Source organism: Staphylococcus devriesei (assembly GCF_002902625.1).
GTDB classification, from domain to species: Bacteria; Bacillota; Bacilli; order Staphylococcales; family Staphylococcaceae; genus Staphylococcus; species Staphylococcus devriesei.
Map to the genome: position 1 here is coordinate 25,038 of NZ_PPRG01000014.1, position 21,684 is coordinate 46,721.

A 21,684-nucleotide genomic window follows, 5' to 3' on the forward strand; every position below is an offset into this window, starting at 1 on the left:
TTCTGTTAACATAAAAACTAATAATGTAAATAAAGGAGATAAGTGGATGTTTCAATTACTTGCGGTGTGTCCAATGGGTTTAGAAGCGATTGTCGCTAAAGAAATACAAGAACTTGGTTACGAAACTCAAGTTGAAAATGGCCGTATTTTTTTCGAAGGTGATGCTAAAGCAATTGTAAAGTGTAATTTATGGTTGCGTACAGCTGACCGAATTAAAATCGTTGTAGGTCGTTTTGAGGCAAAAACATTTGATGAACTTTTCGAACAAACAAAATCCTTGCCTTGGGAAAATATTATAGATAAAGAAGGTCAGTTTCCTGTTCAAGGACGTAGTGTTAAATCTACGTTGTATAGTGTACCTGACTGCCAAGCGATTACTAAAAAAGCGATTGTTGAACGTTTAAAACATGCATATAACGAAAAAGGTTGGTTAAATGAAAGCGGTGCAAAATACCCTGTGGAAGTCTCTATATTAAAGGATAATGTTTTATTAACTATTGATACTTCAGGTTCTGGCTTGAACAGACGAGGTTATCGCTTAGCGCAAGGTGAGGCACCTATCAAAGAAACATTAGCTGCTAGTCTAGTTCGCTTGGCAAATTGGAAAGGCGATACACCATTTATCGATCCTTTCTGTGGTTCTGGAACTATAGCTATCGAAGCATGTCTTATTGCTCAAAATATCGCACCAGGATTCAATCGTGACTTTGTATCAGAAGAGTGGAATGTCATGCCCCCAAATATTTATGATGAAATGCGTGACGAAGCTGATAAACAAGCTGATTATGATAAACCCGTGCAAGTATATGCTTCAGATATCGATCCAGAAATGATAGAAATGGCCAAACGTAACGCTGAAGAGGTCGGCCTAGGCGATATTATTCAATTTAGCGTTAAAGATGTTAATACACTTACTATTGAGAGTGAAGAACCGATAGCCCTTGTGGGCAACCCACCATACGGAGAACGTATTGGTGATAGGGAAGAAGTTGAAGAGATGTACCGTTATATTGGTAAATTAATGAAAAATCATCCTTATCTTTCAACTTATATTCTTACAAGTAACAAAGAATTTGAGTATTTAGTTAATAAAAAAGCCACTAAACGACGTAAATTATTTAATGGTTATATTGAATGTACTTATTATCAATATTGGGGCGAAAGATTCAACAAATAATAAATATAATACCACGTGATTAATAACAATAAATATTGAGTATATTTTTTATTAAATTTGTAAATTTTTCTTAACTGATTAGATAATATTTAATTAATTTAAACAATTTATTAGCACTCTTAATATTACTGATGTAAAGTAGTATTAAGAGTGTTTCATTATATATCATAACTCAATATCACATCTTAGTTGGGAGAGAAAAAAATGCAAACTATTTTAATTATTGGTGCTAACGGAAAAGTCTCAATGGAGGCTACTAAAATATTTCTAGAAGATTCTAATTTTAATGTTGATTTATTTTTAAGAAATGCACATCGTCTACCAGACTATGCCTCAAACAGAATAACTGTTTATGAAGGTGACGCTAAAAATGTTGAGGATTTAGAACAAGCATTAAATAATGTGGATATCGTTTTTGCTAGCTTATCAGGATCATTGGATATCGAAGCTAGAGCAATTATAGATGCTATGAATAATAAAAATGTTCAACGTTTAATATTTATCGCTGCTCCAGGTATTTATGATGAATTACCAACGAAGTTTAATGAATTTAATAAAGAGCAATTTGGCGATAAATTAATAAAATATCGTAAAGCGAGTGATATTATCGAAGATTCTAACATAGATTACACTATCATTCGTCCAGCTTGGTTAACTTTTAAAAATGAAACCGATTATGAAGTAACTGATAAAAACTCAGAATTTAAAGGGACAGAAGTTTCAAGACGTAGCGTTGCCAATTTGGCTGTCCGAATTGCTAAAAATCCTGAGCTATATTCAAAACAGAATATTGGCGTTAATAAACCTAATACTGACGGTGACAAACCTGCTTGGTTTAACTAGGAATCTATATATTTGTTTCATCCCCCCAATATGATAAAATTTAACCAACAAAATCAAACAAGGGTGAAGGCTTTGATTTTACCATTCTAACTATAAGAATTAAAAATCTCTCAAGTAAAATTGATTAGTATTTTAATTCTTTTACAACAATAGTGACTAAAATAAAAGGCATAATTGTGTAAAATTTTTATTTAGTCCATTATTACATGATTAATTAGCCTGTAAATTTGCAATCATGAAGAAAACACAAGGTTAATTTTTATTGTATTTAGAATGATTGAATAAAGGGGATAGAAGTATGACAAATCATGAACAATTAGATATTTTATATAAATTAAAAAAAGAAGTAGAAAAATCCAATAACACCGCTTTAATACATACAATCAATCAAGTGATTAAAAAAGTTTATTTAAATCAATATACTGTTTCACTAGTGGGTCACTTTTCAGCTGGTAAATCAACACTTATAAATTTATTGCTAGAACAGGATATTCTGCCTAGTTCTCCAGTGCCTACCACAAGTAATACAGCTATAGTCTCTGTATCAGATGAAAAAGAGATTATCGCTAATTTAGAAAACCAACAGTATACCAAATTAAAAACCTACGACGAAGTGAAACAAATGAACCGTTTAAATGTAGATGTTGAATCTGTGGAAATTAAATTCCCATCTACTAAGTTTCATAAAGGGTTTACATTACAAGATACGCCAGGTATTGATTCTAACGTTGCTACACATCAAATAACAACAGAACAATTCATGTATACGAGTAACATTCTCTTTTATACGGTAGATTATAACCATGTACAATCTGCACTAAATTTTCAATTTATGAAACGTATGAATGACATTGGTATTCCAGTCATATTTGTTATTAATCAAATTGATAAACATAATGAAGATGAAATTACTTTTCAAACTTTTAAAGAAAGTGTCAATCAATCCATTAATGACTGGGATATCGATTTAACAAGAATTTTTTACGTCTCTAAGTTCGATCATCCTGATAATGAACTCCAACAATTATCAGACTATTTAGTCGAAAAAGATTGTCAACGTGAGTCTATAAAGGACTATGTGAATCGTACTGTAAAGTTCATAACTGAAGCTCAATTAGGATATATTCAAAACGAACTCCAAGATATACTCGATCAATTAAATATAAATGAAAATGAATTTGAACAAGCCTATGCTCAATTTAATCAAAATCAAGCAATTAGCGAAGAAGCTCAATTACTAAATAACCCTGACCAATTATTTAGCTTTTTAAAACAAAAACGTAAAGACATTTTAGAGAATGCTTATATTATGACGCATGACATGCGCGAAGATATTCGTTCATACTTAGAAAGTATGTCCTCTGAATTTAAAGTAGGCGGGTTATTTAACAAGAAAAAGAAAAAAGAAGAAGAACAGCAAAATCGTCTAAAAGTAGTAACTGAAAAACTACAAGACAAAGTAAACCAACAAGTGCGTCAACCTTTAAGAGAAGATATGTCGTTTCTAACACGTTTTATCAATAACACGAAAGTTAATAATGAAATTTTAAATCAACACTATGAAATCAGTAGCGACTTAATTTCAAGCATATATCAACCACAAACTAATATAAGCAATACTTATGTTTTAACTTTTAGTGATGATGTATTAAAGGCGATTAGTAACTACGTTGAAAAACAATCTAATCCTTTATTCGAAAAAGTGATAAATAATACGCAAGCAAATGAACTGTCTACAACTGAAAATGAAGATTTGCAAGTGTATGAACGTTTTATCGAAATTAAGAATTTAAGAGAATCTTTAACTACTCAAAATTATCAACATTATTATATTCATATGGAAGATTCACTCGATAAATTAATCGGTAGAACTGAAGCAAATTATGAATTAAGTGAAGGTGCTGTTATTAATAACTACGCAGATGATACATCTGCTAGTACTGAAAGTGCAAGTTCAAAACAAGAAGTAGATATTCGAGCGGCATTAGATATAGTTAAACCTGTTCCACTTTTTGAAAGAACAAAAAGTGATATTGAAGAAACGTTACAACGTCTTGATAATAAAGTGATTAAAATAGGTGTATTCGGAACATTTAGTGCTGGGAAAAGTAGCTTAATTAACGCATTATTAGGCGGTCAATATTTAGTAAGTTCTCCTAATCCTACCACGGCTGCTACTACAGAATTATCTTATGGAGACAATAGTAAAATCACACTAAAGACTAAGGAACAATTAATTAATGAATTAAATCAAATGGTTGAATATTATAATATTTCTTACGATTCTTTAGAAACATTTATCAATAGTGACGTAGATGCGCTTAAACAAAAATTAGAAAAAAATCAACTAGCTTTTATTAGTGCAGTGAAAAAACATTACATTATGTATAACGATATGTTAGAGCAAGGGGTTACCCACACTATTTCTCAAGAAGAAGTTAAGAAATGGAGCGCTAAAGATGAATACGCTACGTTTGTTAAAAGAGTACATCTTCACTTACCAATAGAATGGTTAAAAGGTAAAATCATTGTCGATTCATTAGGATTACATTCAAATAACCAGCGTCATACAAATGAGACAGAACAAATTCTAACTTCTTCTGATTTAATTTTATATGTGAGTTATTTCAATCATTCATTTACAGATAACGATAAAGCGTTTATCGAACATATGAAAGATATGAATCAACTGAACGAAAATCAAGCTTTCAAAATGGTTATCAATGCTATAGATTTAGCAGAAAATGAAAATGATTTAAATGCTGTTAAATACTATGTTAAGGATGCTTTAAACCAAGCAAATTTAAATTCAGATATATTTGGTGTTTCTAGCAGACGTGCGTTACAAGACAGTGATGAGGGTATCAATGAATTACGTTCAAGTATCCAACAATTTGTAGAGATAGACTCTAAAACAATTTTAGAACAACAAATGATTAGTCAACTCGAACAAATGAGTCAATCATTCAATCAAATGATTAATGAATTCCATCATAATAGGGAACAAATTACTGAACGTCAAAATAAATTAAACGCTTATAAGAATAAGCAACGTTTATCTAATCAATTACTTTTTACTAGTGAACAGCACACGACAAATGAAGTAGAAGATCAAATCTATCATTTAAATAAACGTTTAAAACTTCAATTGTTAGATGACGTTAAAAGTATATATAACAGCCAAATGACTCAAAACAATGACTTTAATGCTGAAAAGAAAATTTCTTCTAAAGCATTCTTAGATCAGATTCATCAACGATTATATTTAGAACAAAGTTTATTGATTGAAAGAATTAAAAAATACTTTAATCAACAGTTAAATGAACAAATTGCACCTACTCTAAAAAAATTAAATCAATTACATGTACTCGTACACCCAGATTTTGAAATTAAACCTAAATTCGGTGATACAGCATACTTACGAATTGATTTAAATGATTTAATGGCAGCATTACCAAAGCAACTTACTAAAAGAAAGATTCTAAATCCTAATTCTCAACGCGAAATACAAGAAATAATTAGTCAAAATACACTTGAGTTATTACAAAATCAACTAGGCGAACTCAGACAAGCTTTAATAGACTTTGTAGCAAAATTAACTGCAGAAGCTGAGGAACAATTTATTGATATCGAACATGATATCCAAGAACAAATCAATGATTTACTTTCATTTAATATGGATGATTCTTTAATTCAACAACTACAAGATGTTAATAAAGATTTAAACGCTTTAATAAAATAGAAAGAAGGCACATTAAATGACACAACGTATCCTATTAGTAGATGGCATGGCGTTACTATTCAGACATTTTTACGCCACTAGCTTACACAACCAATTTATGTACAATTCAGAAGGCATACCTACCAATGGAATTCAAGGATTCGTACGTCATATTTTCACAGCAATTAAAGAAATTAATCCAAGCCATGTAGCAGTATGTTGGGATATGAGGCAAGATACTTTCAGAAATGAAATGTATGACATGTATAAACAGAATCGAGTTGCACCACCTGTTGAGCTTATTCCTCAGTTTGATTATGTAAAAGAAATATCAGAACAATTTGGTTTCGTGAACGTAGGCGTTACTAATTATGAAGCTGATGATGTGATAGGAACTTTAGCCAAAGCTTATTCAGCTGATAATGAAGTTCATATTATCACGGGGGATAAAGATATATTACAATGTATCAATGATAATGTAGAAGTTTGGTTAATCAAAAAAGGATTTACTATTTATAACCGTTATACACTTTCTAGATTTATTGAAGAATATGAATTAAATCCGCTTCAACTCATTGATATTAAAGCATTTATGGGGGATTCAGCCGATGGTTATCCTGGTGTAAAAGGAATCGGGGAAAAGACAGCGCTTAAGTTAATTCAAACTTACGGAAGTGTGGACAATGTTCTTGAAAATCTAGATCAACTTACACCGGCACAACAAAAAAAGATTAACAATGATAAAGAAAATTTAATACTTTCTAAGCGACTTGCCGAAATTTATACAGAGGTTCCAATTGATACTGACAAATTATATAACGAAATGACGTATGCACATTCGCTTAATCATATTCTTTCAATTTGTAATGAACACGAATTATATATATCAGGTAAATATATTTCATCGAATCTTTAAGCAAGTGCTGATTAAATTAATTTAAAAGTAATTCGACCTACATAAAAATGCTCTCATTCAAACGTTTAACGTTGATGAGAGCATTTTGTTTATGGCTTAGAATTATTTCTTAGTTATCTTATATAAAAATTGTTGTGCTAATTGGTTTGCTTCTTTATTTTGATCACGCGGGACCCATTTTACAAACATTAATTCAAAACTATGTTCTAAAATTTCCATATTTTCAAAGTAAGGCTTAAAGCGAATATTTTTAACATAACCCTGGTTAACGCTATCCTCAATTAACTTGGAATCAGTATACAATAAAGCGTTAGTCACGTTTAATTCACGGGCATGTTCTAGCGCATGGATAAGTGCAGCCCATTCCGCGCTATGATTGTCTAATATACCTAACTCATGGGTAAAAGTATGTTTCATATTATCTTCTTTAATAACTATCCCACATGTGCTTATACCAGGATTACCACTCGATGCTGCATCAAAATAAATTTTCGCCATATTATAACACCTTTTCGAAAAGTAGATTTATTCTAATAATAAAATGAGAAAGAGACATTAACACTTTGCGCGTGCGGACATCGGTAAATAATGTCACAATCTTACAACTAATTAATATCCTTCGTCTAGTTTATGAATATGTCCCTTACGATACATCGATTTGGCAATATATCCAAATGGAACATTAAATATAGTTGACAGTAATTTAAGGAAATATGTTGTGATAAAGATTTGGAACACTACAGTTGCCGGTAATGTGCCAACAAATGCAATAGTGACAAATAACGCAGTATCTATAATTGAACTTAAGATAGTACTACCATAAGCTCTAATAATAAATGTCTTATCTGAATTAAATATCTTCTTAATTGCTGAAAATATAAATACATCCACGTGTTGACCAATAATGTAAGCAACGATAGAACCAAGTGCTATTCTAGGGACAAGATCAAAAATAGTTGAAAGTGACTTTTGCGCCATATCTTCAGGGGCTGGTATAAAATGCAGTGACATTTGCATTACGATAATCATTACTAACGTAGATGAAAATCCTAACCAAACTGCACGTTTTGCCACCTTACGTCCATAAATATCATTTAAAATATCTGTCGCTAGATAAATCGAAGCAAACATTACATTACCTAATGTAGCTGAAATACCAAAAATATCTACAGTTTTTATTACTTGAATATTCGCAATAACCGTACCGATTGCTACCCAAGCAAGCAAGCCATGTTTACCAAAACAACGAAACATTAAAACCATTAAAATAAAAGTAACTAAAAATGTAGCTACTCCAAAAATCTCATTATACATGATTATCCTCCTAAATTTTGATAGTGCGGGTGTTTAGAAACCGCAAAACAACTTATTCATTTTATATTAAAAGTTATCTTGTTGCAAGAGGCCTCATAGTAATTGAAAAGCTAAGAGAGACTGAAAAAAGTGTTTAGGATTTGAGCAGAACCGAACGATGAGCACAACTATAACTTCCAAATCTATATGATTAGGCAATAGTTGGCTGAGATAAAGATGCGTTCGAATCTCACTTTCTTCATCCCTAGTCAACCTTGCCGGGGCAGGACGACGAAATCTTGAAAATTACATTAGATTTCTGTCCTGCTCCCTAGATTTCTGTTCCGTTCTCTATTATTTCAAAATAAATACAAAGTAAGTTATAATAATTCCGTGCTTATAATTAACGAAATTGTGTATAAGGAGTGACTGTTATACTTACACATTCCGAACAAAAAGCAATTGATAAAATTGATGATTTAATGAATACTTATTGCAATAACTGTTTACTAAAAACACACATTAGAAAAACTGAAGGTAAGACACAAGCACATCACTTTTGTATTTCTGAATGTTCAATTGGCAAACAGATTAAACAATTAGGAAATGAACTTCAATAGGAGGTAATTGAATATGCAAATCGTATCAATCGAAGAAACACCTAATCATAATACAATGAAGATTAATTTAAATGCAAAAAGAGAAGATAATAAATCTAACACGTTTACTTCTGCTAAAGAGGGACAACCTGATTTTATTAACCGATTATTTGAAATTGAAGGTGTAAAGTCAGTTTTTTATGTTATGGATTTTATCTCAGTAGATAAAAATGATGACGCAAACTGGGATGACTTACTACCTAAAATCCAATCCACTTTCGAATAATATCTTAATCTAGAAAGGGGGAGCGTATGGAAATTTTACGTGTCGAACCAACGCCAAGTCCAAATACCATGAAAATAGTATTATCAGAAAAAAGAGAAGATAATAAGTCTAATACTTACACTGAAGCTAGTACAGAACATCCTAATTTCATTAATGATTTACTAGCACTTAAGGGTGTAAAATCTATTTTTTACGTCATGGACTTCTTAGCTATCGATAAGCAACCTAAAGCTAACTGGGAAGAGGTATTACCTGACATAACATCTACACTAAATAAGGATGATACTTCTCTAGAATCTTATCAACCTGATGATCGTTTTGGAGAAATTAAAGCTGAGGTTTTAACGTTCAAAGATATCCCTTATCAAATCAAACTAACTTCTTCAACTGAAGAGCAACGTAAGCAACTACCTGATGTGTATGTTGATAGTATGCTAAAAGCACAAAAAGAAGGCGACAATATTGTATTTTTACGTAAGTGGCAAGATTTAGGCGTTCGCTACGGCGACCTTGAACAAGTTATGAATGAGGTATATGAGGAAGTAACAGCTTTGTATCCTACTCATAGAATTGAAGAATTAGTCAATATAGCTTTGTCTCAAGATATTACCGTACCTCAACAACATTATAAACACGTCACTTTAGAAGAATATAATGAAACAACTAATTGGAAAGCACGTTTACGGATGCTAAAAGAATTTCCAACGCCTACTATGAGCGATACGCCATTACTACAACAAGCTTTAAAAGAAGATAAGACACCGCTTAGACGTCAAGCAGTTGTTTTATTAGGCATGATTGAAACTAAAGAAGTGCTTCCATACTTGTACGAAGGCTTAAATGATAAAAGTGCAGCTGTAAGACGTACTGCAGGTGATTGTCTTAGTGATTTAGGTTTCAAAGAGGCCTTACCAGAAATGGAAAAAGCGCTTGATGATCCTCAAAAAATCGTTCGTTGGAGAGCGGCAATGTTTATTTTTGATGAAGGTGGTAAAGCTCAGCTAAATGCTTTAAAATCACACGTAGATGACCCTGCATATGAAGTGAAATTACAAATTGAAATGGCTATTTCTCGCATTGAAAATGGAGATGAAGCTCTAGGTTCTGTATGGAAACAAATAGCCAATCGAAATAAAACTATTGAAAACAAATAAGTTAATTAAAATAGGAGAGTAATAAATATGAATCCATATGAACAATATATGCATGAATTAGCGCAACAAATGCGTGCAGAACTAACTGACAATGGCTTTGAGAGCTTAGAAACAAGCGAAGATGTATCTAATTACATGAATAATGTAAATGAGGGTGATACGACTTTCGTAGTTATCAATTCAACATGTGGTTGTGCTGCTGGCTTAGCGCGTCCAGCCGCTGTGGCAGTTGCCGAACAAAATGAAAAAAAACCAACACATAAAATTACAGTATTTGCTGGACAAGATAAAGAGGCAACGCAAACAATGCGTGAATATATTCAACAAGTACCATCAAGCCCTTCATATGCATTATTCAAAGGGACTGAATTAAAACATTTTATCCCTCGTGAACATATTGAAGGACGTGACATCCAAGATATCTGTATGGATATTAAAGACGCATTTGATGAAAATTGCTAAATCATAACCTTATTTAAAATAGTAATATTTCATATCTTCTCAACTTAATGCCTAACTATAATTCATTAAATTTAATGATAGATTATAGTTAGGCATTCTTATATCTTCTTTAAAATTAAGAATTTGACCTACATTTAATTTTATAAGTATCAGTTTTCTAGTATAATGAAAACTAATATAAATAATTCTAGGAGATGAAAATATGCTAAATCCATTTGATTCAGCGTATCATAGTTTATGCAAAGAGATTTTAGAGCTTGGCAGACAACGTGATGATAGAACACATACAGGTACGATTTCAAAATTTGGTCATCAGTTAAGATTCGATTTGTCTAAAGGCTTTCCTTTACTAACTACTAAAAAGGTATCGTTTAAACTAATCGCTACTGAATTATTGTGGTTTATAAAAGGTGATACGAATATTCAGTACTTACTTAAATACAATAATAATATTTGGAATGAGTGGGCTTTCGAAAAGTATATTCAATCAAATGATTACAAAGGTCCAGATATGAATAATTTTGGGCATAGAGCTCTCCAAGATGAAGCTTTTAATGAGCTTTATAAAGAAGAGATGAAAAAGTTCAAACAACAAATCCTAAATGATGATAAATTTGCGAAAAAATACGGTGATTTAGGGAATGTTTATGGTAAGCAATGGCGTGATTGGGTAGATAAAGAAGGTAATCACTTTGATCAACTTAAAACTGTAATTCAACAAATCAAAGAAAATCCAAACTCTCGTCGACATATTGTATCGGCATGGAACCCTACAGAAATTGATACCATGGCTTTACCTCCTTGCCACACAATGTTTCAATTCTATGTTCAAGAGGGTAAGTTAAGTTGCCAACTCTATCAACGTAGTGCCGATATTTTTCTAGGTGTTCCATTCAATATTGCTAGTTACGCACTTCTAACTCATCTTATCGCAAAAGAATGTAATCTTGAGGTTGGAGAGTTCATCCACACGTTTGGCGATGCTCATATTTACTCAAATCACATTGAGGCTATTCAAACACAACTATCTAGAGATAGTTTTACTCCGCCGATTTTAAAGATTAATACAGATGCATCTATTTTTGATGTTAATTACGAAGATTTAGAAATAGTAAATTATGAATCTCATCCATCAATTAAAGCACCTATAGCAGTATAATCTTTTTTATTTTATATAAATATACTCAAATATAAAAACTGGAGGTAAGATAATGACTTTATCAATTTTAGTAGCACATGACCAACAACGAGTGATTGGTTATAATAACGCGTTGCCTTGGCATTTACCTAACGATTTAAAACATGTAAAGAAACTTTCTACCGGTAATACTTTAGTAATGGGAAGAAGAACCTTTGAATCAATTGGTAAACCACTACCTAACAGAAGAAATGTCGTTTTAACTCATGACACTTCTTTTAATGTAGAAGGAGTAGATGTTATTCATTCACTTGATGAAATTTACGAGTTAGAAGGTCATATCTTTATATTTGGGGGACAAACACTTTTTGAAGAGATGATAGATAAGGTGGATGATATGTACATCACTGTTGTTGAAGGTAAACATCAAGGCGACACATTCTTCCCATCATACACATTTGAAGATTGGGAAGTCGCTTCCTCAGAAGAAGGTCAATTAGATGAAAAAAATAAAATTCCACATACATTTTTACATCTTGTAAGAAAATAAATAAAAATAAATTATTAAGCGGAGGCAGTTATGACTAAACAAATAATTGTGACTGATTCTACATCGGATTTATCACAAGACTATTTAACGCAGCACAATATACATGTTGTCCCTTTAAGTTTAACTATCGACGGACAATCGTACGTAGACCAAATTGATATTTCATCTAAAGATTATATTCAAAGAATAGAAGAAGATGCAGATGTTAAAACAAGTCAACCGCCTATAGGCAAATTCATTGAACTATATGAACGATTAGGCCAAGAAGATGTTGAAATTATTAGTATTCATATGTCTTCTGGTCTTAGTGGCACTTACCAGACTGCGCTTCAAGCGAGTGATATGGTGGCGGCTAATGTTACAGTCATCGATTCTAAATCCATCTCATTTGGGTTAGGTTATCAAATTCAACGATTAGTCGAATTAGTAAACACTAATCTTTCAACAAATGAGATTGTTGCTAAAATCCAAGAATTACAAAAAAATATTAAATTATTTGTAGTGATTGGCCAATTAAATCAATTAATTAAGGGTGGACGAATTAGTAAGACGAAAGGTTTCATTGGCAACATTATGAAAATTAAGCCTATTGGTACACTTGAAGATGGCTATCTTGAAATTGTTCATAATTCACGTACACAAAACTCAAGTATTCAATATTTAAAAAAAGAGATTTCAGAATTTATAGACAAACACAAGATTAAATCAATTGGCGTAGCACATGCGAATGTACTTGAGTTTGTAGACAAACTTAAAGCTCAATTTGATGACGCTTTCGGTAAACACGAGTATGACGTTAATGTAACCACACCAGTTGTGACTACTCATACTGGGCAAGGTGCTATTGGTCTAGTCGTAGTTAGAGAAACAAAATAATTCACTTTTATCTATGCTTACTTGGGAGTTACGAGACATGGCTGAGTAAATTACTTTAAATTAAGCTAATAATATCGTAAATTTAAGTAATGATAGAGGAGGTAATCATATGGCTTATGCAACATTCGCAGGAGGATGCTTTTGGTGTTTAGTAAAACCTTTTACATCTTATCCAGGAATTGAAAATGTAGTGTCTGGTTATAGTGGTGGACATGTAGAAAACCCTACTTATGAGCAAGTTTGTACTAATCAAACTGGTCATAGAGAGGCAGTTCAAATTACTTATAATTCAGAAATCACTTCTTTCGAAAATATTTTAGACGTCTATTTTAAAACATTTGACCCAACTGACAACAGTGGGCAATTCTTCGATAGAGGCGAAAGCTATGAACCAGCCATTTTTTATCATGATGAACATCAAAAAAAGGCTGCTGAACTAAAGATTCAACAACTTAATGAAGAGGGAGTGTTCAATAAACCTGTTGTAACACCTATTCTTCCTTATAAAAACTTTTACCCAGCTGAAGATTATCACCAAGACTATTATAAGAAAAATCCAATGCATTACGAACAATATCAACGTGGGTCAGGCCGCAAAGCATTTATCGAATCACATTGGGGGACTCAAAATGATTAAAAAAAATAAAAATGAATTAAATGAAATGGAATATTTAGTAACGCAAGAGAATGGTACAGAACCACCATTTCAAAATGAATATTGGAATCATTTTGATAAAGGCATTTATGTCGATAAAATTTCAGGCAAACCACTTTTCACATCTGAAGAAAAATTTGAATCAGATTGCGGATGGCCAAGTTTTTCAAAAGCTATTGATGATGATGAAATAATCGAACTTGTGGATAAAACGTTTGGAATGGTTAGAACCGAGGTCAGATCAGAAAGTGCCAATAGCCACTTAGGTCATGTGTTTAATGATGGTCCTAAAGATCAAGGGGGCTTACGCTACTGTATCAATTCGGCAGCTATACAATTTATTCCATATGAGAAATTAGAAGAACTTGGATATGGCGATTTAATACCATACTTTGAAAAATAGGAGTGACAGCTAATGTTTAAAAAATTATTTGGAAAAGGCAAAGAAGTAGATAAAAATATTGAAATTTATGCACCAATTACAGGTAAATATGTAAATATCGAAGAAATTCCAGACCCAGTTTTTGCCCAAAAAATGATGGGCGAAGGCTTTGGAATTAATCCTACTGAAGGCGAAGTCGTATCACCTATAGAAGGTAAAGTTGATAATGTCTTCCCAACTAAACACGCGATTGGATTAAAAGCAGATAATGGTTTAGAACTTTTAGTACACATTGGACTAGATACTGTTCAATTAGATGGAGAAGGTTTTGAAATTTTAGTGAATAGTGGAGATACGGTTCAAGTCGGTGATCCGCTTCTTAAATTTGATTTAGAATTTATTAGAAATAACGCCAAAGATGTTATTTCACCAGTTATTATTACAAATTCTGATCAAACTGAATCTATTTATATCAATGATGCACAAGCTGTTATCAAAGGTGAAACTAAAATTGTTGATGTGACAATGAGCTAATGAAAGACCATTCATTTTATCAATTTGCTTTAACTGCAAGAGGTCGCAAAGATAGTAAAGGGGAACTAGCAGAAGAAATTTTTAACGATTTATCGTTTCCTAAGTATGAGAGTGATTTTAACGAACTATCCGATTATATTGAAATGCAAAGTGATATTACGTTACCAATGTCTATCTTTGATGATTTATATGCTGAATACCAAGAATGGTTAAAATTCTAAGTTAAGATAAAAGCTGAGACCCTTAACGTCTCAGCTTTTATGTTGCGTCTACATAATCATCCCTTATAAGTTGCGTTTAATTTAAAATAAAGACATACTAGTAATATCTTTTCGAGATCAATCAATATAAATACATAGAGGTTACAAGAGGAAGTGGTTTTATGAGTAATAAATCTGAAGAATATAATAATATGAATACAGCTGAACCGAAAAAAACGTCACCATCAAGTAAAAAATTTCGTTTAAAAGTATGGCAATTCATAATATTATTATTAGTTACTATTCTTATTACAGTTGGGATAACAGTCGCAGCTACCATAGGGATTAGTCACAAAATTAGCGGATTAACTAAAAGTGAAGCTAAAGAAATGAAAAAAATAGAATATGCTTATAAAACTTTGAACAATGATTATTATAAAAAGCAAAATGCTGATAAATTAACAGAAGCCGCTATTGACGGTATGGTTAAAGAATTAGATGATCCATATTCAGAATATATGACGAAAGATAAAACTAAAAGTTTTAACGAAGATGTGTCTGGTGATTTCGTAGGAATAGGCGCAGAAATGCAAAAGAAAGATAAACAAATTATGATTACAAGCCCTATGAAAGATTCTCCTGCTGAAAAAGCTGGTATTAAACCAAAAGACCTAGTTACTAAAGTGAATGGTAAATCCACTAAAAATAAACCATTAGATCAAATCGTTAAAATGGTAAGGGGTAAAGAAGGTACAACAGTAACACTTACTATTAAACGTGGTTCTCAAGAAAAAGATATTGATATTAAACGTGGTAAGATTCATGTTAAGAGCGTTGAATATAAAAAGAAAAATAACGTTGGCGTATTTACAATTAATAAGTTCCAAGAAAATACTGCCGGAGAATTAAAATCCTCTATTATTAAAGCACACAAAGATGGTGTTCGTGATATTGTACTAGATTTAAGAAATAATCCAGGCGGACTATTAGATGAAGCTGTAAATATGGCTAATATCTTTATAGATAAAAATCAAACAGTCGTTAAGCTTAAAAAAGGCGATGATACAGAGCCTATTACGACTTCTAACAACTCATTAAAAGAAGCGAAAGATATGAAAGTGAGTATATTAGTTAATGAAGGTTCTGCAAGTGCTTCTGAAGTCTTTACTGGGGCTATGAAAGATTACAATAAAGCGAAAGTATATGGCTCTAAAACATTTGGTAAAGGCATAGTCCAAACGACACGTGAATTTAAAGACGGCTCATTATTAAAATATACGCAAATGAAATGGTTAACTCCTGATGGCCATTATATTCATGGTAAAGGAATTCAACCAGATGTTAAAATTAGTTCTCCTAAATATCAATCTATAAGTGTCATTCCAACTGATAAAACTTATTCAGTCGGTGACAGTAATAAAAATATTAAATCAATAAAAATAGGTTTAGACGCTCTAGGGTATCACACTAATGACGAGTCTAATCAATTTGATACAGATTTAGAACAAGCTATTAAGCAATTCCAAACTGATCATAGTTTAACAACAAACGGTAAATTTGATACTAAAACTAATGAAAAATTCACACAGTTATTAGTTGAAAAATCTAACAAAGAAGATACAGTATTGGATAAATTATTAGATAAACTTAAATAAAGTAAAGAGGTGTATTTAAACAAATGATTAGATTAGGTACTATGGAGGACATTTCTCAAATCGAAACGTTAGTCCAAGAAGCAAAAGAATTAATGCAAGAATTTGATAATAACCAATGGGATGATAAATATCCTGTTACTGAACATTTTGAAGAAGATATCAACGCTAAAACACTATATGTGTTAGAAGAAAAAAGTACAATTTATGGTTTTATAGTGGTCGACCAACAACAATCAGAATGGTATGATGATTTAGAATGGCCAGTTGATAGAGAAGGCGCTTATGTTATTCATAGATTAGCTGGTTCACAAAATTATAAAGGTGCAGCTACTCAACTTTTCGACTTCGCAGTCAATTTAGCTGAAGAGCATGGCATCCATGTTATATTAACTGATACATTTGCTTTAAATAAACCTGCTCAAGGTCTTTTTGAGAAATTTGGTTTTGAAAAGGTCGGCGAGACAGAAATAGACTATCATCCATTTGATAGAGGCGCACCTTTCTATGCATACTATAAAAACATATAAGAATAGAGGTTAATAACTATGTCTAAAATAGCATTTACCGGTGGCGGTACAGTTGGACATGTTTCGGTAAACTTAAGTCTAATACCAACTGCTACCGAAAAAGGACACGAAGCGTTCTATATTGGATCTAAAGAAGGTATTGAACGTGAAATGATAGAAACTCAACTACCTAATGTTAAATATCATCCTATATCTAGCGGTAAATTACGTAGATATTTATCTTTTGATAATGCAAAGGATATATTTAAAGTATTAAAAGGTGTACTTGATGCGCGCAAGGTACTTAAACGCGAAAAGCCCGATATATTATTTTCTAAAGGTGGGTTCGTTTCAGTACCAGTTGTAGTAGCTGCACGTTCTTTAAATATTCCTACGATTATTCACGAATCTGATTTAACCCCAGGTCTAGCAAATAAAATTTCATTAAAATTTGCTAAAAAAATCTATACCACCTTTGAAGATACATTAAAGTATCTGCCACAGGAAAAAGCTGATTTTGTAGGCGCTACAATTCGTGAAGATTTAAAAGAAGGTCATAAAGAGCGAGGTTTTCAACTGACTGGTTTTAATAATTCTAAAAAAGTTTTACTAGTTATGGGTGGTAGCTTAGGTAGTAAAAAATTAAATGAAGCTATACGCGAAAATTTAGAAGCATTATTACATGAATACCAAATCATTCATCTAACAGGTCATGGTTTAGTAGACAACTCTTACGATCAAAAAGGATATGTTCAATATGAATTTGTTAAAGAGGAACTTACAGACTTATTAGCAATTACAAATACTGTAGTTAGTCGTGCTGGTTCCAATGCAATCTATGAATTTTTAACATTACGCATACCTATGTTGCTAATTCCTTTAGGTTTAGATCAATCTCGTGGCGACCAAATTGATAACGCTAAAAATTTCGAATCTAAAGGTTATGGAAGATTCATTCCTGAAGATCAATTAACTGAAATTAAATTATTAGAGCAATTAAAAGACATAGAAACTAACCGTGACGCTATAATTAAACAAATGCAAACCTACAAAGAAAGTTATACAAAAGAAGATTTATTCAATAAAATTTTAAAAGATGCTTTATAAGCTTGGGAGGCGCAAGCAATGAATCGTACAAAGCGTATTACCTTACTTATTGTTTTTACATTAATATTTGGAATTATTGCCTTTTTTCACGAATCACGATTGGGCAAATGGATAGATAATGAAGTTTATGAATTTATATACTCTTCAGAGAGCTTTATAACGACTTCAATCTTACTAGGTGCTACTAAAATCGGCGAAGTATGGGCTATGGTGTGTTTATCACTAATGCTTGTAGCCTATTTAATGCTTAAAAAATATAGAATCGAAACCTTATTTTTTGTAATTGTAATGATTTTATCTAGTATTATTAATCCCGTGTTAAAAAATATCTTTGACCGTGAACGTCCTACTTTATTGCGTCTTATTGATATCACAGGATTTAGTTTTCCTAGTGGTCATGCAATGGGTTCAACCTCATTCTTTGGTAGTGCTATATTTATAGCTAATCGACAAATGTCAGGAAGTTATAAAGGTGTATTAATTGGGCTTTGTGCACTCTTTATTATGCTCATCTCTATCTCTAGAGTATATTTAGGCGTACACTATCCAACTGATGTAATTGCAGGAATTATTGGTGGAGCATTTTGTATTGTGCTTTCAACTTTAATTTTGAAAAAGCAATTGTATCCTTCATCAAGTTAAAAGATTTTATGCGAGTGAGGCTGAGACATTTTCACACAATGTTTTAGTCTCTTTTTTTATATGTATCAATCGTTTATTGATAAACATATAAAAAAGCAGTGAATCTCGGCATTAGATTCACTGCTTTAATTAAAACGTTCAAAGTTAATTTGAAACTTTAACGTTAGTCTTTTACGGGCATATAAAAGGGGAATAACTTGAAAATGATCAATCCTTTAAGAACGAAATATATATGGGGGGAATTGTCTTAGTCGGTATTGATAATCATTTTCAAATATTATTATACATCAATGAGAATCATTGTCAATTATAAATGCGAAAAATTCTCAATTAAATTTTATTTTTTAAAGCTTTCATGTCTTATACTTCTTTAAACTGTCATATCATTTCACTAGAAACACTTATTTTTAAGTCTTTATGTGATAAAATATAGTCTATGCAAAATAGCTTAAAATGGTCGGGAACAAGACAACACTCTAGAGAGTAAAACAGAAATCTAGGGAGTGGGATAGATATCTAATGAAATCTCCAAGATTTCGTCGTCTCAACCCGGCAAGGTTAACTATAAAAGAAGAAGTTGGACATAAGCACAAATTATTAATGTCTTAATTTCATTTAAAATTAACCTTTTTAGTTAAACATTTTGTCAGAATAAATTATAAATTGGCGATTTTGAGTGATAATTAACTCATTTTTTAGGATTAATAACATTCTATTATACATATATAGGTCTATCTATTTTCACATTTAAATAAGAGGTGTTTTAAACAATGACAAATATATTAATTGTTGAAGATGAACAAAATTTGGCTCGTTTCTTAGAGTTAGAATTAACTCATGATAATTATAATGTAGATATTGAATATGACGGCCAATCTGGTCTAGATAAAGCACTTACTAATAACTATGATTTAATCATACTAGATTTAATGTTACCTCATATTAATGGTTTAGAAATATGTCGTCGCGTACGTCAACAACAAAGTACACCAATCATAATTATTACGGCAAAGAGTGATACATATGATAAGGTAACAGGCTTAGACTATGGTGCCGATGATTATATCGTTAAACCATTCGAAATAGAAGAATTATTTGCTCGTATACGAGCCGTGCTACGTCGACAACCACAAAAAGATATTATTGATATAAACGGAATTAAAATAGATATTGATGCATTTAAAGTGACTATAGAGGGGCAACAGTTGGATTTTACTAAAACAGAATATGATTTACTATACTTATTAGCTACTAACCGTAATCATGTGTTACAACGTGAGCAAATTCTCGATCATGTTTGGGGATACGATAGCGAAGTTGAAACGAATGTGGTAGACGTTTATATTCGCTATTTAAGAAATAAACTAAAACCATTTGGCAAAGAAAAAACAATCGAAACAGTTCGTGGCGTTGGGTATGTGATTAGATGATTAAAAAACGAACTTTACAATACAAATGGATGATGATTACTACTCTCATAATGTTCACTACAATTGTTTTATTCTGTTTAATCATTATCTTTTTTCTTAAAGATATACTAAGACATGGCGAAATCGATGAAGCTGAACATAGTTTAAGTGATATCGTAAATTTAATTCAAACTAAATCTATTAATAATATATCTACATTAGATTTGAGTGCGTCACTAGAGAACTTTGAAGAAGCCATCATTTATGATCGAGATGGCAAACAAATTATGCAAACTTCAAATGAAAATGGTATGAATTTTAAACCTTCAATCAATTTTACAAAAATAGAACATATTCAAGTGATGCGCAATGAAGGTGTTCAATACCTAATATTAACCGAACCTATTCATACACGTTATTTTGAAGGTTATAGCGTACTCGTTCACTCACTAGAAGGTTACAATAATGTAGTAAAATCTCTATACGTCGTAGCAATTGCCTTTGGATTGCTAGCTACTATTATTACTGGTGGTATTAGCTACATCTTCTCAACTCAAATCACGAAACCATTAGTAACAATGTCTAATAAGATGAATCAGATTAAACGTGATGGCTTTCAGAAGAAATTAGAACTTAATACAAATTATGAAGAAACAGACAATTTAATTGATACTTTTAATGATATGATGTATCAAATAGAGGACTCTTTTAATCAACAGCGACAGTTTGTTGAGGATGCTTCACACGAATTAAGAACACCTTTACAAATTATACAAGGACATTTAAATTTAATTCAAAGATGGGGTAAAAAAGATCCTGCGATTTTAGAAGAATCACTCAATATTTCTATAGAGGAAATGAATCGGATCACTAAACTTGTTGAGGAATTATTACTTTTAACAAAAGATAAGGTTAATAGCCAAATCCTAGAATCTGAAGAAGTGAATATTAATGATGAAATACAGTCCCGTATTAAATCGTTGAAGCAATTACATCCCGACTATAGATTTGAAATGGAGTTAGCTAACAAACCGTTAACGCTAAAAATTAACCGTCATCAATTTGAACAACTCTTATTAATTTTTATCGATAATGCTATGAAATATGATAAAGATAACAAACATGTTCATATCAAAACAAACTTACGCAACAAACAAACTAGTATTGAAATAACTGATCACGGACTAGGTATTCCTAAAGAAGACCAAGATTTCATTTTTGATCGTTTTTACAGAGTTGATAAATCACGAGCAAGAAGCCAAGGTGGTAATGGATTAGGATTATCTATCGCTGAAAAAATTGTTCAACAATATGGTGGGTATATATTAGTTGAAAGTGAAGTCAATAAATACACTAAATTTAAAATCATCTTTAAATAATATAATTAACATATAAATATGAGGTTAAGACGATCATCGTTAATGCTTTGTGAACCGACCCAGCAATTAAGGTTATCAAAGCAAGAGCTTTAGCAAATATTTTAAGAAAATGAGTGTGATATATCAAAATTTCAATACCACTCTCTCACTTAGTTTTGCTATTAGCTATATGTTTTGTCTTAACCTCATTGTTTTTCCAT

At 31.5% G+C, this 21,684-nt stretch carries 23 protein-coding genes and 1 pseudogene; 22 read left to right on the forward strand and 2 right to left on the reverse strand.

All coding sequences use genetic code 11. The features are described from left to right. Nucleotides 1–46: 46 nt before the first annotated feature. From CD147_RS02375 to CD147_RS02390, 4 genes are all read left to right on the forward strand, one after another. Complete coding sequence (locus CD147_RS02375; RefSeq protein WP_103165848.1) at nt 47–1,177, forward strand: THUMP domain-containing class I SAM-dependent RNA methyltransferase; 1,131 nt, start codon at nt 47–49, stop codon at nt 1,175–1,177. Between the two features lie 204 nt (nt 1,178–1,381). Continuing rightward, entirely contained in the window at nt 1,382–2,020 is a 639-nt protein-coding gene (locus tag CD147_RS02380) for an SDR family oxidoreductase (RefSeq protein WP_103165849.1), read from the forward strand. Nucleotides 2,021–2,318: 298 nt separating this feature from the next. Continuing rightward, entirely contained in the window at nt 2,319–5,762 is a 3,444-nt protein-coding gene (locus CD147_RS02385; protein ID WP_103165850.1) for a dynamin family protein, read from the forward strand. Between the two features lie 16 nt (nt 5,763–5,778). After that, entirely contained in the window at nt 5,779–6,657 is an 879-nt protein-coding gene (locus CD147_RS02390) for a 5'-3' exonuclease (protein WP_103165851.1), read from the forward strand. Between the two features lie 102 nt (nt 6,658–6,759). On the opposite strand, the gene CD147_RS02395 is transcribed toward CD147_RS02390, so the two are convergent. Both CD147_RS02395 and CD147_RS02400 read right to left on the reverse strand, forming a co-directional pair. Next, nucleotides 6,760–7,155: a ribonuclease HI family protein gene (locus tag CD147_RS02395; protein WP_103165852.1), complete on the reverse strand. Its 396-nt coding sequence runs from the start codon at nt 7,153–7,155 to the stop codon at nt 6,760–6,762. A 111-nt stretch (nt 7,156–7,266) separates the two neighbouring features. Then, nucleotides 7,267–7,971: a queuosine precursor transporter gene (locus CD147_RS02400; RefSeq protein ID WP_103165853.1), complete on the reverse strand. Its 705-nt coding sequence runs from the start codon at nt 7,969–7,971 to the stop codon at nt 7,267–7,269. 404 nt (nt 7,972–8,375) lie between these two features. Between CD147_RS02400 and CD147_RS02405 the strand changes: the two genes are divergently transcribed. The 18 genes and pseudogenes from CD147_RS02405 to CD147_RS02485 all read left to right on the forward strand — a co-directional run bounded on the left by CD147_RS02405 (nt 8,376) and on the right by CD147_RS02485 (nt 21,484). Continuing rightward, nucleotides 8,376–8,570, forward strand: coding sequence for a zinc-finger domain-containing protein (locus CD147_RS02405; RefSeq protein WP_103165854.1), 195 nt, complete (start codon nt 8,376–8,378; stop codon nt 8,568–8,570). A gap of 13 nt (nt 8,571–8,583) precedes the next feature. After that, a complete protein-coding gene (locus tag CD147_RS02410; protein ID WP_103165855.1) occupies nt 8,584–8,835 on the forward strand; it encodes a NifU N-terminal domain-containing protein in 252 nt (83 codons plus the stop codon). A 26-nt stretch (nt 8,836–8,861) separates the two neighbouring features. Further along, a complete protein-coding gene (locus CD147_RS02415) occupies nt 8,862–9,989 on the forward strand; it encodes a conserved virulence factor C family protein (protein WP_103165856.1) in 1,128 nt (375 codons plus the stop codon). A gap of 27 nt (nt 9,990–10,016) precedes the next feature. After that, nucleotides 10,017–10,451, forward strand: a complete 435-nt coding sequence (gene brxA, locus CD147_RS02420; RefSeq protein ID WP_103165857.1) for a bacilliredoxin BrxA — start codon at nt 10,017–10,019, stop codon at nt 10,449–10,451. 202 nt (nt 10,452–10,653) lie between these two features. Beyond that, a complete protein-coding gene (locus CD147_RS02425; protein ID WP_103165858.1) occupies nt 10,654–11,610 on the forward strand; it encodes a thymidylate synthase in 957 nt (318 codons plus the stop codon). Nucleotides 11,611–11,662: 52 nt separating this feature from the next. Beyond that, complete coding sequence (locus CD147_RS02430) at nt 11,663–12,139, forward strand: dihydrofolate reductase (RefSeq protein WP_103165859.1); 477 nt, start codon at nt 11,663–11,665, stop codon at nt 12,137–12,139. 30 nt (nt 12,140–12,169) lie between these two features. Next, nucleotides 12,170–13,015, forward strand: a complete 846-nt coding sequence (locus CD147_RS02435; protein WP_103165860.1) for a DegV family protein — start codon at nt 12,170–12,172, stop codon at nt 13,013–13,015. Between the two features lie 109 nt (nt 13,016–13,124). Next, the gene (gene msrA / locus CD147_RS02440) at nt 13,125–13,652 is read left to right on the forward strand and encodes a peptide-methionine (S)-S-oxide reductase MsrA (protein WP_103165861.1); all 528 of its coding nucleotides are present in this window, start codon (nt 13,125–13,127) and stop codon (nt 13,650–13,652) included. After that, nucleotides 13,645–14,073 carry a peptide-methionine (R)-S-oxide reductase MsrB gene (msrB, locus tag CD147_RS02445; protein ID WP_103165862.1) on the forward strand — a complete coding sequence of 143 codons (429 nt, stop codon included), beginning with the start codon at nt 13,645–13,647 and terminating at the stop codon, nt 14,071–14,073. The genes msrA and msrB overlap by 8 nt, the downstream gene beginning before the upstream one ends. Nucleotides 14,074–14,085: 12 nt before the next feature. Next, nucleotides 14,086–14,586: a PTS sugar transporter subunit IIA gene (locus CD147_RS02450; protein WP_103165863.1), complete on the forward strand. Its 501-nt coding sequence runs from the start codon at nt 14,086–14,088 to the stop codon at nt 14,584–14,586. Continuing rightward, on the forward strand, nt 14,586–14,807 hold the full coding sequence (locus CD147_RS02455) for a YozE family protein (protein ID WP_103165864.1): 222 nt from the start codon (nt 14,586–14,588) through the stop codon (nt 14,805–14,807). The genes CD147_RS02450 and CD147_RS02455 overlap by 1 nt, the downstream gene beginning before the upstream one ends. Before the next feature lie 161 nt (nt 14,808–14,968). Then, nucleotides 14,969–16,441: a S41 family peptidase gene (locus CD147_RS02460; protein ID WP_103165865.1), complete on the forward strand. Its 1,473-nt coding sequence runs from the start codon at nt 14,969–14,971 to the stop codon at nt 16,439–16,441. Between the two features lie 23 nt (nt 16,442–16,464). Next, nucleotides 16,465–16,968 carry a GNAT family N-acetyltransferase gene (locus CD147_RS02465; protein WP_103165866.1) on the forward strand — a complete coding sequence of 168 codons (504 nt, stop codon included), beginning with the start codon at nt 16,465–16,467 and terminating at the stop codon, nt 16,966–16,968. Between the two features lie 18 nt (nt 16,969–16,986). Further along, on the forward strand, nt 16,987–18,054 hold the full coding sequence (locus CD147_RS02470) for an undecaprenyldiphospho-muramoylpentapeptide beta-N-acetylglucosaminyltransferase (RefSeq protein WP_103165867.1): 1,068 nt from the start codon (nt 16,987–16,989) through the stop codon (nt 18,052–18,054). 18 nt (nt 18,055–18,072) lie between these two features. Further along, the gene (locus CD147_RS02475) at nt 18,073–18,696 is read left to right on the forward strand and encodes a phosphatase PAP2 family protein (RefSeq protein WP_103165868.1); all 624 of its coding nucleotides are present in this window, start codon (nt 18,073–18,075) and stop codon (nt 18,694–18,696) included. A 203-nt stretch (nt 18,697–18,899) separates the two neighbouring features. After that, nucleotides 18,900–19,006: pseudogene (locus tag CD147_RS12285) on the forward strand (hypothetical protein); the annotation flags it as partial. Nucleotides 19,007–19,466: 460 nt separating this feature from the next. Continuing rightward, nucleotides 19,467–20,126, forward strand: a complete 660-nt coding sequence (locus CD147_RS02480; protein WP_103165869.1) for a response regulator transcription factor — start codon at nt 19,467–19,469, stop codon at nt 20,124–20,126. Further along, entirely contained in the window at nt 20,123–21,484 is a 1,362-nt protein-coding gene (locus CD147_RS02485) for a HAMP domain-containing sensor histidine kinase (protein ID WP_103165870.1), read from the forward strand. The genes CD147_RS02480 and CD147_RS02485 overlap by 4 nt, the downstream gene beginning before the upstream one ends. The last annotated feature ends 200 nt before the right edge of the window (nt 21,485–21,684 follow it).